At 67.1% G+C, this 13,912-nt stretch carries 12 protein-coding genes and 1 riboswitch; of the genes, 5 read left to right on the top strand and 7 right to left on the bottom strand.

Going from position 1 to position 13,912, the window contains the following annotated elements; genetic code table 11:
* The 5 genes from KYN89_RS14675 to KYN89_RS14655 all read right to left on the bottom strand — a co-directional run.
* Nucleotides 1–198 (bottom strand): lactate/malate family dehydrogenase (locus KYN89_RS14675; protein ID WP_429699577.1); only part of this gene is annotated, 198 nt, incomplete at its 3' end.
* Nucleotides 199–406: 208 nt separating this feature from the next.
* Nucleotides 407–2,269, bottom strand: coding sequence for a putative bifunctional diguanylate cyclase/phosphodiesterase (locus KYN89_RS14670; RefSeq protein ID WP_346727246.1), 1,863 nt, complete (start codon nucleotides 2,267–2,269; stop codon nucleotides 407–409).
* A 215-nt stretch (nucleotides 2,270–2,484) separates the two neighbouring features.
* Nucleotides 2,485–3,414 (bottom strand): Coq4 family protein, encoded by a 930-nt coding sequence (locus tag KYN89_RS14665; RefSeq protein WP_222825765.1) that lies wholly within the window; start codon nucleotides 3,412–3,414, stop codon nucleotides 2,485–2,487.
* A 109-nt stretch (nucleotides 3,415–3,523) separates the two neighbouring features.
* Entirely contained in the window at nucleotides 3,524–3,838 is a 315-nt protein-coding gene (locus KYN89_RS14660; RefSeq protein WP_248285317.1) for a hypothetical protein, read from the bottom strand.
* Nucleotides 3,839–3,968: 130 nt separating this feature from the next.
* A complete protein-coding gene (locus KYN89_RS14655) occupies nucleotides 3,969–5,021 on the bottom strand; it encodes a cell wall hydrolase (RefSeq protein ID WP_222825764.1) in 1,053 nt (350 codons plus the stop codon).
* Nucleotides 5,022–5,293: 272 nt separating this feature from the next.
* A riboswitch (cobalamin riboswitch) is annotated at nucleotides 5,294–5,506 on the top strand.
* A gap of 99 nt (nucleotides 5,507–5,605) precedes the next feature.
* Between KYN89_RS14655 and KYN89_RS14650 the strand changes: the two genes are divergently transcribed.
* From KYN89_RS14650 to KYN89_RS14630, 5 genes are read left to right on the top strand one after another with little or no spacing between them, the layout of a single operon-like run.
* The gene (locus KYN89_RS14650) at nucleotides 5,606–7,558 is read left to right on the top strand and encodes a TonB-dependent receptor plug domain-containing protein (protein ID WP_222825763.1); all 1,953 of its coding nucleotides are present in this window, start codon (nucleotides 5,606–5,608) and stop codon (nucleotides 7,556–7,558) included.
* Between the two features lie 2 nt (nucleotides 7,559–7,560).
* Nucleotides 7,561–8,400, top strand: coding sequence for an ABC transporter substrate-binding protein (locus tag KYN89_RS14645; RefSeq protein ID WP_248285332.1), 840 nt, complete (start codon nucleotides 7,561–7,563; stop codon nucleotides 8,398–8,400).
* A complete protein-coding gene (locus KYN89_RS14640) occupies nucleotides 8,397–9,362 on the top strand; it encodes a FecCD family ABC transporter permease (RefSeq protein ID WP_222825761.1) in 966 nt (321 codons plus the stop codon). The genes KYN89_RS14645 and KYN89_RS14640 overlap by 4 nt, the downstream gene beginning before the upstream one ends.
* A gap of 11 nt (nucleotides 9,363–9,373) precedes the next feature.
* Nucleotides 9,374–10,114 (top strand): ABC transporter ATP-binding protein, encoded by a 741-nt coding sequence (locus tag KYN89_RS14635; RefSeq protein ID WP_248285316.1) that lies wholly within the window; start codon nucleotides 9,374–9,376, stop codon nucleotides 10,112–10,114.
* Between the two features lie 29 nt (nucleotides 10,115–10,143).
* Nucleotides 10,144–10,866 (top strand): hypothetical protein, encoded by a 723-nt coding sequence (locus tag KYN89_RS14630; RefSeq protein WP_222825759.1) that lies wholly within the window; start codon nucleotides 10,144–10,146, stop codon nucleotides 10,864–10,866.
* A 113-nt stretch (nucleotides 10,867–10,979) separates the two neighbouring features.
* Here the strand turns inward: KYN89_RS14630 and KYN89_RS14625 are convergent, their stop codons facing one another.
* Both KYN89_RS14625 and KYN89_RS14620 read right to left on the bottom strand, forming a co-directional pair.
* Nucleotides 10,980–13,244 (bottom strand): M3 family metallopeptidase, encoded by a 2,265-nt coding sequence (locus KYN89_RS14625; protein WP_222825758.1) that lies wholly within the window; start codon nucleotides 13,242–13,244, stop codon nucleotides 10,980–10,982.
* Nucleotides 13,245–13,341: 97 nt separating this feature from the next.
* A complete protein-coding gene (locus KYN89_RS14620) occupies nucleotides 13,342–13,821 on the bottom strand; it encodes a hypothetical protein (protein ID WP_248285314.1) in 480 nt (159 codons plus the stop codon).
* Nucleotides 13,822–13,912 lie beyond the last annotated feature (91 nt).

Raw genomic sequence — 13,912 nt, 5'->3', positions numbered from 1 at the left:
GCCGGTGGTCTTGGCGTCGCCGGCTGCGCCCGGCCGGCACTGGCTCAGTCGCAGCGCCTTGCCCTGCTGCATGCCCTCGGCGATGTCGAACAGGACGATGTCGCCCATTTCCTTCTTCGCGGCGAGGTGGGCGAGGGTGCCTCCGATCATGCCGGAGCCGATGAGGGCGATCTTCTTGCGTCCTGCGGGAGTGGCCATGGGAGCGTATCAGTCCTTTTTGCCGGGGACGCCGCGGTTGCCGTTCGTTGGTGCAAGACTCTCACGCCCCTTCGGCGTCCCCGAGGGATTGCGCGCGAAAGCCTGCTTCTGGCGAAGGGACGTAGGCCCGGGTTTGCGCGATTGCAACCGGCAAAAAGGACAAGGGGCCGGGTGTTTTAGATAATGATTTGCAAGAGCTATTAGCGCGCTATGCGGCGCGCAATCCGTCGCCCTCGCGATCCTGCGCCAGCAGCATCGCGGCGAGGTAATCGGGCACCGCGCGGCTGAAGAAATAGCCCTGGCCCAGCGTACAGCCCGCATCCCGAACGGTTTCGACCTGGCACTGTTCCTCCAGCCCTTCGGCGACGATCTCCATGTCCAGCCCGCGGCCCATGGCGGCGACAGCGCGAATGATTGCGTGCGCACGCGGGCCCACATCCGCCCCGGAGACGAAGCAGCGATCGACCTTGATCTTGGAGAACGGGTACTTGTGGATGTACGAAAGCGAGGAATAGCCGGTGCCGAAATCGTCGAGCGCGAAGCGCACGCCCTTGGCCGACAGCTCGTTGATAAATGCGGCGGTCTGTTCGTGATCTTCGATGAACAGGCTCTCGGTCACCTCCAGCTCCAGCCGGCGGGGATCGAGATTGGCCTCTCGCAGCGCCTGCTCGATCGCGAGTACCGCGCCGGGCGCCTTGATCTGGAGCGGCGAGAGGTTGACCGCGACGCTGACGTCTTCGGGCCACTGCGCGCAGGCGAGTGCGGCCTGGCGGGTGATCCAGTTGCCCAGCGTCACGATCACGCCGGTTTCCTCGGCCACCGGGATGAACTCGGCCGGGCGCAGCTCGCCCTTGACCGGGTGGAACCAGCGCAGCAGCGCTTCGAAACAGCGGATGCGGCCGGTCTGCAGGTCGATGATCGGCTGGAAGAACAGCGACAGCTCGTCGCGCTGGATCGCCTGGCGCAGTTCCGCCTCGATCTCGCGCCGGTTGGCCAGCTCGCGGGTCATCTCGTCATCGAAGAAGCGCAGCTTGCCGCGCCCGTCCTGCTTGGCATGGTACAGCGCGAGGTCGGCGGCCTGCATCAGGCGGTCGGCATCCACGCCGTCCTCGGGCATCGTCGCGATCCCGATCGAGCTGGAGACCTCGAGACGCTCTCCATCGAGGCGCATCGGGCGGGTGATCTGGTCGAGCACGCGGTTGGCCAGCCGCTCGCACTGGGCGCGATCGTCGATCTGGCAGAAGAACACGAATTCGTCGCCGCCGAAGCGGGCGATCCCCGCATCCACCGGCAGGCTGTCGCGCAGGCGGCGCGCGATTTCGGACAGCACACGGTCGCCCATCTGGTGGCCGAGCAGGTCGTTCACCTCCTTGAACCGGTCGAGGTCGAGCCAGAACAGCGCGATCCGCTGATCCGAACCGCCATGGCGGACCTGCGCGGCAAGCACATCGTTCAGCCCGGCGCGGTTGTGCAGGCCGGTAACGATGTCGGTATGCGCCAGCACTTCCATCTTGCGGGCCAGCCGCTCGTTCGTCTCGGCCTCCGCGATCGACGTGCGCAGCGAGCGGTAGACGTTGATGGTGATCGACACGGTCGAGGGGATGTGCAGCAGCGCGACGACGCCCAGCACACGCACCAGCAGCGCATCGCTGAGCAGCAGCGCGCCGGTCAGCGGGGCCATCACCGCCAGCAACTGGCCGATGGCGATGAACGGACGCCCGGCATTGCGCGGCGCGATCGCGGTGGCATAGCCGACCGCATAGACCACCAGCACCATCTGCGCCTCGACGCTGACGTTATGGAGGATCGCCAGCGCGGCCATCAGGCTGACCGATCCGGCGTAGGCGAAGGCACCGAATTCGAACAGCAGTTCCAGCGTACTGCTCTTGGCGCGCAGGACGTTGCGAACCGCGACCATCACGGCGACCCGCATGAACGCGACGCCGGCCAAGACCCAGGCGACGACCTGCAGCGCCTGGTCGTCGGAGACGTAGGCGGTGTAGGCGCACACCAGCACGCCGCACAGCGCGCCGATCAGAAGGCTCATCGGATTGGAGTAGAGCGAGTCCACCAGGGTCCGTCGGAGCCTCTGGTCGATCACACTGCTCGGCTTCGCGCCCTTGAAAATCTTGCCTGACCCAAAAATGAGAATTTTCCCGTGGTTCCGCAGGAACGGTAGAGGGAGAATGGTGATCAAGCGGTTAAGATTTGGGTATCCGGTCGCTATCCGCCCAATTCGGTGTCGCTTGCAGACGCATCGGGACACCGGGCGAGCGGAAACGGCCGCTAGTCTTCCTGCCTGGCGAGGAAGGCGTGCGGATCAATTCCTTCCTCGCGGAAGATGTCCATCACCCTGTTATAGACGAGCGGCGTCGGCGTGTTGAACCGCGCCCTGACTTCTTCGAGCGGCAGCGCGAAAAGCTCCTGGATCGGTTGCTCGACGATCCTCGGGCAGCCTTTGCCATTGCGGCGTGCCTCGCGCAGCGCGCCGATGATCGGCGCGCGCGAACGCAGCGCCTGGGCGCGAACCATCAGTGCGCCGATCCACGCGAGATAGAGATGCCCGGGGCTGGGCCGCTGGTGATACATGTAGGCGAAGATGCACTGCTCACCGAGAATGTCGCGGCCGTAGCCGGTCACGATATGCAGGATGTCGTGGAAATCGCGCAAACGCTCGATGTACCAGTTGACCCCGTCGTCGAAATAATTGTCGTCCTCGCGCGCCTTCGTGGCTTCGACCATTCCGGCGGCGGTCAGCCCCTCGCGTTCCATGAAGTCGCAATAGGCGTGGGCGAAGCTGCCCTTGGGTGTGCGCCGCAGCGTCTCGTGATCGTCGAGGAAGGTGGGCAGATATGGTTCGGCCCGATAGATCTCGCGCCCGCGCTCGGTCCGCAGGAAGGCCGCGGCTTCGTCGTGCAACTCGCGCCACGGCAGGTTGTCGAACACGGCGACGACCTCGTTGGTCTGTTCCTTATCCTTGATGTAGCGTTTGAAGTGATACCACGCCTTGCCGACATTGCGCTGCGGCGGCTTGCGGTCGGGATGGATGACCGGGCGGATGTCCACCCGTCCGCCGATCTCGCGCACCAGCACGTCGTCGCCCGGCACGCTGCCGCTGTCGCTACCCTCATGCAGCATGAAAGAACGCGCATCGCCGCCGTCTTCGGGCGGTGCCGCCTGCGCAGCGGGATCAAGGGCGGTGCCAGAGGAAGCCATGACGCCCTGATTGTCTAGCATGGTTAATTTTGTGTCAAACGCGTTAACAAATGTTCTCGGGTTCAGCGACCGCGTGGCATATCAGGAAAGCCGGCGATCGGCGCGACGATCAGCCGGGAAGGCCCCGGACATCGGACAGGGTCGCCGCCAGCCGCCGGTCGAGCGCGCGGCAGATATTGGCCCAGAACGCGAATTCCTCCCGATCCCCGGTGGCGAGTGCCGCTTCGGCCCGCGCATGCGCGTCCTGCGCTGCGTTGAGGTGGTGCTGCGCGAAATGGCCCAGCGCGGCGCGGATCTCCGCCTCGCTCTGCGGCTGGCGTCCGGGGCGCAGGTTGTCGTTGGCCGCCTCGGGTATCCGCAAGGGGGCGGAACCGGCCTGGCAAATGCGGAAGGAGGGGCGGGAGGGGGCGAGGCCGCGACTCATTCGTGATGAAATCCTGCGTGATAGGGGAATACGCCCGGGGTACGTGGCGGCGCGTTTAGCTTTCGCGGATAAGCAGGGTTTCCAGCTACTTAACCAGATGCTGCATGCGGGGTGGCGCCCGGGCAAGGGGTCAGTTCGGCTGGCCGATCCAGCGCCCGCTATTGGCGTATTCGGGCCGCACGCTGCCGGACCCTTCCTGCGCTTCGGTGGGCTGCGGGCGGACGGGCTGGCTGCGCGGCTGGACGCTCTCTGCCTGCCGGGCATTTTCGCCAATCAGGCCCGGTGTCGGGGCGGTGCGGTCTGCCGCTTCATATTGACGGGCAATGGCGACCGGGTCCGGCGCGGGTTCGGCGGAGCGGGCGGCGATCGCGGGCTGGGGCAGCGGTTCGCCGCCGCGATAGATATCGCTGAATGCTTCGGGCCGGCTCGCCGCGCCGGGCCAGCGGTAGAAGCGATGCGCGCCGATCGTGCCGATATGCGCTAGGCTGGGCGCCCAGTACGGATTGACCCAGGTCGTGTGGTAGTGGGTCGCGAGGCCGACAGGCGCATAGACCTCGCCCGCCAGCGCGCGCCGCGCCACCGAGAGCGCGCGCGCCCAGTAGGTGGCGGATGGCTTGCGGCCCAGCGATCCGTCGCAGGTAAAGGTGAACTGGCACCCGGTGCGCCGCTGTGATCCCTGATAGACCACGCCGCACACCGTATCGGGATAGGCAGGATGCGCGACGCGATTGAGCACGACCTGCGCGACCGCGCGCTGGCCGCCCTCGCTCTCGCTCGCCGCCTCGTAATAGACCGCCTTGGCCAGGCAATCGAGCGCGCGCGCCTTGTCGATTCCCGTGCCCCGGCTGACGAAGCTGCGCGCGGCGGGCCCTGCCGTCTCGATCGCGATCGCGGCATCGGGGTCGCCATTCCATGCGGCAATCGGGTTGACCCCGGTGCTGCTTTCCACGGGCACGTTGACCGTGCTCGCCGCAGCGGGCGGATCGGCGAGGAAATAGAGCGCCGATCCGGGGAAGGTCGCGCCCGCCCGTTCGAACGGCAGCGGCTCGACCTGATTGCTGGCCACGATGGCGCTCGCCTCGGGCGCAACCTCGGGCAGTCGCCATTCGGCATGCGCCGCCATCGCGGGCAGCGCGATCGCGCCGGTCAGCACCGCGATCCCGTGCCACGCCTTGCGGCGCATCGGCGCGCGCCTGCCGGGCGTGTCCCGGTGCGAAGCGTGGCGGTCGGCCTGATGGCGGGATGGCGACAAAGGGGTCTTTCGGGGCAAAACGGACTGCGGGGGTGCGACCAGCATAGGCGAGATGGGGCAGGGGCGCGCCCGGTGTCGACCGCAGCGTATATATACGGGACACATCGCCAAAAGGCATGAAAGATCGCGGTTAATATGGCCCTTCATCGACACCCCAGTCGAGCGCGCGAGGTTGCGCGCCGCAGGTGATGGTCCTATGCGCGCGCCAGTATCGCAGGTGTGGCTGCGGATACGGCTTGCCCGGGCCGCTGCCACCTAAGAGGGAATGGAGTCGAAAGCTCCAGCTGCCCCCGCAACTGTGACCGGGTAGCGGACCGCCCGAATTGCCACTGTGCCAAGCTTGCCGCGGCACGGGAAGGTGGGCGGAACCGCGCTGATCCGGGAGCCAGGAGACCTGCCCGCGATGCGTCGTTCGACCACGGGCGGGGTGCACCGGGGAAGCGGAGGAAAGGCGCAGGCAATTCTGGCCCACGCCTTCCGTCATGAGCGACAGCACTGCTTGTGATGGAGAAATTATGCGTACATTTCTGTTTCTTGGTGGCTCGATCCTGGGTCTGACCGCGCCTGCCTACGCGCAGGACGTGCAGGACCCCGAGGCGGACGCCGACGAGATGGTTCTGGCCTCCGACGCGTTCGAGATCGACGAAGACGCGATCACCATCACCGTCACCGGCAACCCCAGCGAGGTCGAGGATACCGGCCAGCCCGTGACCGTGATCGGCGCGCAGGAAATCGCGCAGATCCAGGGCCCCGATCTGACCCGCGTGCTGCGCCGCGTGCCCGGCGTCACCATCAACCGCACCGGCGGGCTGGGCGCGACCACCGGCGTTTCGGTGCGCGGTGCCTCGAACGACCAGCTGCTGGTGCTGATCGACGGCGTGCGGGTCGCCGACACAGCCTCGCCCGCAGGCGCGTTCGACTTCGGCACGCTGACCAGTTCGAACCTCGCCAAGATGGAGCTGCTGCGCGGCGCGAACAGCGTAGTCTGGGGCGCCGATGCGCTTGCCGGGGTGCTCGTCGCCTCCACCGTGGAGCGCAGCGGCTTGGGTGGCTCGGTCGAGGCAGGCTCGCGCAGCACGGTCGCCTCCAGCATCGAGGGCGGACTGGCGGGCGATGTCGGCTTCATCGGCGGTTCGGCGAGCTATCTGACCACCGACGGCTTCTCCGCCGCCGCCAACGGGACCGAGCCCGACGGTTTCCGCCAGTTCGTGGTCAATGGCCGTGCGCGCGCCTATATCAGCCGCACGTTCGAGCTGATCGGCAGCCTGCGCTATGCCGAAGGCACGCTGGACATCGACGGTTTTGCGCCGCCGACCTACGCTCTGGGCGACACCGAGGAAATTCAGGAAACCAGCCAGCTGTCCGGCAATGTCGGCGCGATCTACGATGGCGGCGCGCTGTTCCTGCGGGGCGGCTACAGCTTCTCCGACACGGCGCGCGACAACCTGCCCGGGCCGGGTCAGGCGGCGACGTTTGAGAGCGACGGCCATTCCGACCGACTGGAGCTGCGCGGCGAATGGCGCCCGATCGGGCCGCTGATCGTCAATTTCGGCGCGGAGAACCTGTGGTCCGACTATGAAAGCACCTCCTTCGGGGCGACCAGCAGCGCGGACACCAGCATCTTCGGCGCCTATGTGCAGGCCGGGATCGAGTTCGGCGGCCTCGCCGGCCATGTCGGCGTGCGGCAGGACGAGCATGAGGATTTCGGCGGCGCGACCAGCTTCGGCGGTGACCTGACCTTCGAAATCGTGCCCAACCTACGGCTGCGCGCGAGCGTGGGCGAAGGATTCAAGGCCCCCTCGCTCTATCAGCTCTATTCGGATTACGGGAACGCGATCCTTCAGCCCGAGGAAAGCACCAGCTACGATCTGGGTATCGCCTATGGCACCCGGACCTCGCCGTTCTATGCGAGCGTGACGGCGTTCCAGCGCGACAGCGAGAACCTGATCGCCTTCGTCGGCTGCCCGGTGCAGACCGGGATCTGCGACAATCGTCCCTTCGGCACCTACGACAACGTGTCGCAGGCGCGCGCGCGCGGGATCGAGGTCGAAGCAGGCGCAACGCCGGTGAACGGCCTCACGCTGCGCGCGGCCTATGCCTATACAGAGGCCGAGGATCGCAGCACCGGCACGGCCAATTTCGGCAATGAACTCGCCCGTCGGCCGAGCAATGCCGCCACCTTGTCGGTCGACTGGGCACCGCTGCCCGATCGGGTCGGCGTGCCGGTGATCGGCGGCGACCTGCGGATCGTGGGCGAGGCGTTCGACAATGCGGCCAACACCGTGGTGCTCGACGGTTACACCGTGTTCGACCTGCGCGTCTCCATGCCGCTGGGCAAGATCGCGGGCGAGCGTCCGGTCGAGATTTTCGCCCGGGCGGAAAACCTGTTCGACGAGGAATACCAGACCGCAGCCGGCTATGCGCAGGCACCGCGCGGGGTCTTCGCCGGGCTGCGCGTGGGCCTGTGACCATGCGCGCGCGGGCGCTGGCCATCGCATGTGTGCTGGCGGCCTGTACGCTATCGGGGTGCGCAGCCCCGCCAGCTCCGCATGCACGGGGCGAGGGCCTGCGGATCGTCAGCCTCAACCCATGCACTGACGCGATCCTTGCACGGGTCGCGCCGGACAAGCTGGTCGGTGTCTCGCATTACAGCCACGATCCCTCTGCCGCCTCGATGCCGGTGGCAGAGGCGCGGCGCTGGCCCCCCAATGGCGGGTCGGTGGAGGATATCCTTGCCGCGCATGCCAACCTGGTCGTCGCCTCCAGCTTCCTGCCGCCCGCAACCCGCAAGGCGCTGGACGATCTGGGCATTCCGGTGGTGACGCTGGGCATGGCGAATGATGTCGATGGCAATCTGGCACAGGTGCGCGAACTGGCCGAAGCGGTCGGCGAGCCGCAGGCGGGCGAGGCGCTGGTCGGACAGATCGAGGCTGCGATCGCCGCTGCCGCGCCGTCCGATGGCCGCGCGGGGCCTGCCACCATCCTGTGGCAACCGGGCGGGATCGTCCCCGGCGATGGCGCGCTGGTGGTCGATCTTATGCGCCGGGTCGGGCTGCGCCCCGCCTCCGCCACGCGCGGGCTGGGGCAGGGCGATCGCCTGCCGCTGGAAGCAGTGCTGGTCGACCCGCCCGAGCTGCTGCTGCACTCAGGCCCGCGTGGAGACGAGCAGTCGCGCGCGCTCCACCACCCCGCACTGCGCAAGCTCGACCTGCGCAGCGCCGAATTCGACCCGCAGCTCTATTATTGCGGCGGCCCCAGCCTGATCCGCGCCGCCGAGCGGCTGGCGCAGATACGGGACGAGGCGGCATGAGCCGCGCCAGTGCGATCCTGCTTGCGGCCCTGCTGCTGGCCATTCCGCTATCGCTGGTCGCGGGGCGGACCTGGGTTTTCGGGATCGAGGAATCGCGTGCGATGCTGATCATTGCCGAACTGCGCCTTCCGCGCGCACTGCTCGCGGTCACCGTCGGCGCGGGGCTGGGCGCGGCGGGGGCGGCGATGCAGGGATATCTGCGCAATCCGCTGGCCGATCCCGGCCTGTTCGGGATCGCGCCGGGTGCGGCGCTGGGCGCCGTGCTCAGCTTTTCCTTCGGTCTCGCAGCGAGCGGCTGGCTGCTGCCGATCCTCTCGCTGGCGGGGGCGGGCGCGGCGATGGCGCTGCTCGCGCTGCTGGCCGGGCGCGGCGGCGGCATCGCTCTGTTCACGCTCGCCGGGTTGATGATCGCGAGCCTTGCGGGCGCGCTGACCAGCCTCGTCATCAGCCTTGCCCCCAACCCTTGGGCGCTGAGCGAGATCGTCACCTGGCTGATGGGCGCGCTGACCGATCGCAGCTGGGCCGACGTGATGCTGGCAGCACCCATGACGCTTGCGGGAATCGTAGTGCTCGCCCGTGCAGCACCCGCGCTCGACGCGCTGACTTTGGGAGAGGATGCCGCGCGATCGATGGGGGTGGACATGGAAAAACTGCTCATGCTGCTGGTCGCGGGCGTGGGGCTGACCATCGGCAGCGGGGTCGCGGTCGCCGGAATTATCGGTTTCGTCGGCCTGATGGTGCCGCATATCGTGCGCCCGCTGACCGATCGCCGCCCGTCCTCGCTGATCGTGCCGAGTGCGCTGGGTGGCGCGCTGCTGGTGCTGGTGGCGGATAGCGTGCTGCGGATGCTCCCGCTGGTCGGCGAGCTGCGGCTGGGCATCGCCCTGTCGCTGATCGGTGCGCCGTTCTTCCTGTGGCTGCTGCTGCGCCTGCGCCGCGGCGGCACGCTGGGGCTGACCTGATGGAGACGCCGATGCTGGAAGCACACAAGCTGGCCCTGAACCACCGACTGCGCGGCGTCTGCACGAAGATTGCGGCGGGCCGCGTCACCGCGATCTGCGGGCCCAATGGCGCGGGCAAGTCGACCCTGATCCGCCTGCTCGCCGGGGTGCTGGAGCCGACCGGGGGCGAGGCGCTGATGGATGGCGTGCGGCTGCGCGACATGCATCCCAGGGCGCGCGCGCGCGAAGTCGGCTACCTGCCGCAGGAACCGCAGATCGCGTGGGACGTGTCCGCCCGCAATCTCGTCTCGCTCGGGCGGCTGGCGCATGGCGATGCGCGGCGCGAGCCGGTCGACGCGGCACTGGCGGCGATGGGGCTGGAGGCGCTGGCCGATCGCCCGGTCTCGACCCTGTCGGGCGGGGAACGCGCGCGGGTGCTGCTGGCGCGGGTGCTGGCGGGTGAGCCGCGCTGTATCCTTGCCGACGAGCCCTTCGCCTCGCTCGACCTGGCCTACCAGGCCTCGCTCGCCCAGCACCTGCGGACGCAGGCGCACGAGCATGGGCGCGCGGTGGTGGTCGTGGTCCACGGCCTCAGCCTGGCGCACAATCTCGCGGACCGGGTACTGCTGCTGAATGACGGCCTGCTCCATGCAGAGGGTCCGCCGGAATACGCGCTTTCGCCCGAGAACCTGCGTGCCGTGTTCGGGGTCGAGGCGCACTGGCTGGGCGAGCCGGGGGCAAAGGTGCTGTCGCTCGCCGCCGGAGACGCATGACGGGATTTGTCATTTGAGTGTCCGCGGCGATGGCGGTTTATGATCTCTCGCCGACAATCGACGAGGATGCTTCGATGCTGCGCCTGCTTCTTGCCACGGCCCTTGCGGCCGCCACCGTCACGCCCGCGCTTGCGCGCGAGGATGCCGATCTCAACAGCCAGCTGAGGGCGATGGCGAAATGGAGCAACGAGCCGTGGCATATCGCGGCCTACGAGAAGATCCTCGCCGATCCCAGCCTGACCGATACCCAGCGCGCGCGTGTGCTCAATTTCCGCGCCAATGCCCGCTATAGCGCGGGTGACAAGCTGGGCCAGCTCGCCGATCTGGACCTGCTGGTGGAGCGCTATCCCAACGTCCCCAATGCCAAGGCGTACCGGACCGATCGGGCCTATGCCTATGTCCAGGCGTGGCACCTCGCCGACCGCGCGCTCAAGGGATTGAACAGCCTTGGCGGCCCGAGCGGCAGCGAGCTGCGCGATCTGTGGGAGCTGGGCTACTGGGAAGACGTCGCCGCCTTCGCGCTGAAGAACGGCGCGATCACCATCGGCAACGCCGAACAGGCCCGCGACATCGCGCGCAAGCTGGCTGCGTCCGGGCGGGGCACGCCGCAGATGTGCGTCGCGGTGATGAAGGACAAGCAGCCGTGCGAGATCGGCCCCAGCGAACCCTCGCCCCAGCCGTTGAAGGGTGCAGGGCTGGCCGCGGCACTGGCGGCCCTGCAGGTGCGCGCAGCGGTCTACAAGACCGATTAGCGCAGGAGGCTGCCGGCGGCGCGATAGGTGATCGCCGGTCTGGCGGGGGAAGCATGAAAAAGGCGGGGGCAGCGCAACGCCGTCCCCGCCTTCGTCAGTCTCGGCATGTGCGATCAGTTCGCGATCGGCGCGTCGCCATCCACGGTCTTGGCCGGCAGCTTGCCGTCCGAAGTGCCTTCCGCAGTCTGCTCGGGCGTGCCGGGCTCTTCTTCGGCCAGGCCCAGCGCGATCAGCATGTACTTCACGTCCGGATCGCGGCCCGCGAAGTTGCGGTACATTTCGCCGTAATCCTGCGTCCCGCCCTGACTGAGCACGGTCTCGCGATAGTGATCGCCGTTCTCGCGCGTCAGGCCGCCGTTCTGGAGGAACCAGGCGCGGCTGTCGCGGTCGAGCATCTGGGTCCACAGATAGCTGTAATAGCCTGCCGAATAGCCGGTCGGGCCTGAGAAGATGTGGTTGAAGTAGGTCGTGCGGTAGCGCGGCGGCACCAGAGCGACTTCCAGCCCCAGTTCGGACAGCGAGCGATCGGCATAGGCCGTCACCTTTTCAGGCGTATCGATCGCAGCCGCTTCGTCCTTCGAGAGCGCGTGCCACTTCATGTCGAGCAGCGCGGCTTCCAGCACTTCGCCGAAGTCGTAGCCCTGGTTGAACTTGGACGATGCCTTGATCTTGTCGACCAGCTCGGTCGGGATCGTCTCCCCCGTCTTGTAGTGCTTGGCATAGTGCTGAAGCACTTCGGGGTAGGTCGCCCACATTTCGTTGACTTGGCTCGGGTACTCGACGAAGTCGCGCGCGGTCGCCGTGCCCGACAGGCTCGGATACGTCTGGTCGGCGAAGAAGCCGTGCAGCGCATGGCCGAATTCGTGGAACGCGGTCTCGACCCAGTCGAAGCTCACCAGCTGCGGTTCGCCCGCAGGGGCCTTGGGAATGTTGAGCACGTTGTAGATGACGGGCTTTTCGTTCCACAGGTCGGACTGGTCGACGAAGTTGCTCATCCACGCACCGCCGCGCTTGGAGGGGCGCTGGAACGGGTCGAAATAGAACAGGCCCAGCTCCGAACCGTCGCGGTCCTTCACGGTGTAGACCCACACGTCGGGATGGTAGGTCGGCAGATCGTCGCGCTTTTCGAAGGTCAGGCCGTACAGCTTGTTGGCGGCGTAGAACACGCCATCTTCCAGCACCTTGTCGAGCTGGAAATACTGCATCACCTTGTCGTCATCGACCTGGTAACGCTCGGCCTTGATCTGGTTGGAATAGCGATACCAGTCCCAAGGCTGGACTTCGAAGTTGCCGCCATCCTCGGCGATCTTCTCGTTCAGCACACCCGCTTCGCGGCGCTGGGTTTCGGCCAGCGCGGGGACCATCTGGCCCATAAAGTCGAGCGCGGCCTGCGGGCTTTCGACCATCCGGTCGTACATGGTGTAGCTCGCCCAGTCGGGCTTGCCGAAGAGCGCAGCCTTTTCCGCGCGCAGTTCCACGATCTTGGCGACCAGTTCACGCGTGTCGATATCGGTCGTGCCGTCGGCGCGGTGGTAGCTCGCCATGAACAGCTTTTCGCGCGCGGCGCGGTTTTCCATGCTCGGCAGCAGCGGCTGCTGCGTGGTGTTCTGCAGCGCGATCGCGAACTTGCCCGGCTGGCCCGCTTCCTCGGCCAGTTCCGCAGCGGAGGAAATGTCCGCTTCGGACAGGCCGGCCAGCTCTTCACGCGTGTCGAAGAAGACCGGCTGGTCCGCCATTGCGGCGCGCGCGGTCTGCGCGAATTCGGTGGTGACGGTCGAAAGCTCGGTGTTGATTTCCTTCACCCGCTCACGCTCGGCATCGGTCAGCATCGCGCCTGCGTGGACCATGCCTTCGTAGGTGTCCTCCAGCAGCTTGGCGTCTTCGGGCGTCATGCTCATCGCGGCGCGGTTGTCGTACACCGCCTTGACCCGGGCGAAGAGCGCGGGGTTGAGCGTGATCGAGTCCGAATGCGCGGCGAGGACCGGGCTGATCTCGGTATTGATCTCGTCTAGCGCGTCGGTGGTGTTGGTGCCGGTCAGGTGGAAGAACACCGCCGAAACGCGGCCCAGCATGCGGCCGGACTTTTCCAGTGCGACGATGGTGTTTTCGAAAGTCGGCGGTTCGGGATTGTCGATGATCCGCTGAATCTCGCCCTTCTGGATTGCCATCGCCTTCTCGAAAGCGGGCATGTAGTCGTCTTCCGAGATCGCGTCGAAATCGGGCGCCTTGAACGGCAGCGTGCTTTCCAGCTCGAAATAGTTCGCGCCTTCGAGGTGATCCTGGGTGGTGACGCTGTCGGTGGTGTTCTGGGCCATGGCCGCTCCGTGGAATCCGCCGGCCAGGGCGAGGCTCGCGGCGGTGGCTAGAAGTATGCGCATAGGGCGTGTTCTCCGGTATTGCTTCAGATCAGAAATCTGCGTTGGCTCATGGCCTAGCAGCGGCCACTTGAACAGTGGCTGGTAGGATGTTCAGGTTCTATTCGGACGATTTGGCCGGGGCCTCGGTTCCCCCGCCGGCCTGTGCCTGTTCGCGGACGGCGGAGGCCGCTTCCCCCAGCGCCTGCTTGTTGACCGTGACGATGCGCGGGCGCCCGCCGTCGCGATCGACCACCAGCCAGACCGAGCCCAGCTTCACGAACGCGCCTTCGTCCGGCACGACGGTGAGCGCATCCAGATCCACCTCGCGCAGCAGCGCGAGCACATTATCGTCGAACACTTCGGAAAAGATCGCGTCGACATCTTCCGGGGCGGTCAGCTGCTTCCGGTTGCCTGCGGCATCGATATAGAGGAGCGGGAGGCCGGTCTGGTCGAGGATCGCGGCCTTGTCGCGTGCTTTGGCTGCGGCGCGGATCGATGCGAAGGCCCTGTCGAACTGGCTCGCGGTGGTGCCCGTCGCGCAGGAAATCGCCCCGCCATCGGCGCTGTCGTGCGCGAGGTCGAAGCGCTCGTCGCGCATCTCCTGCTCCTGCCACACCAGCAGCAGACAATTGTCGGACGCTGCTGTTTGGGTCGCCTGCGTTGCCTGCGGCGAGGAAGGCTCGCGCGCC

The organism is Alteriqipengyuania abyssalis, assembly GCF_019857185.1.
In the GTDB taxonomy this organism is placed as follows: domain Bacteria; phylum Pseudomonadota; class Alphaproteobacteria; order Sphingomonadales; family Sphingomonadaceae; genus Alteriqipengyuania; species Alteriqipengyuania abyssalis.
Note: the sequence above shows the minus strand (reverse complement) of the source record. Positions and strands in the feature narration are given on the sequence as shown.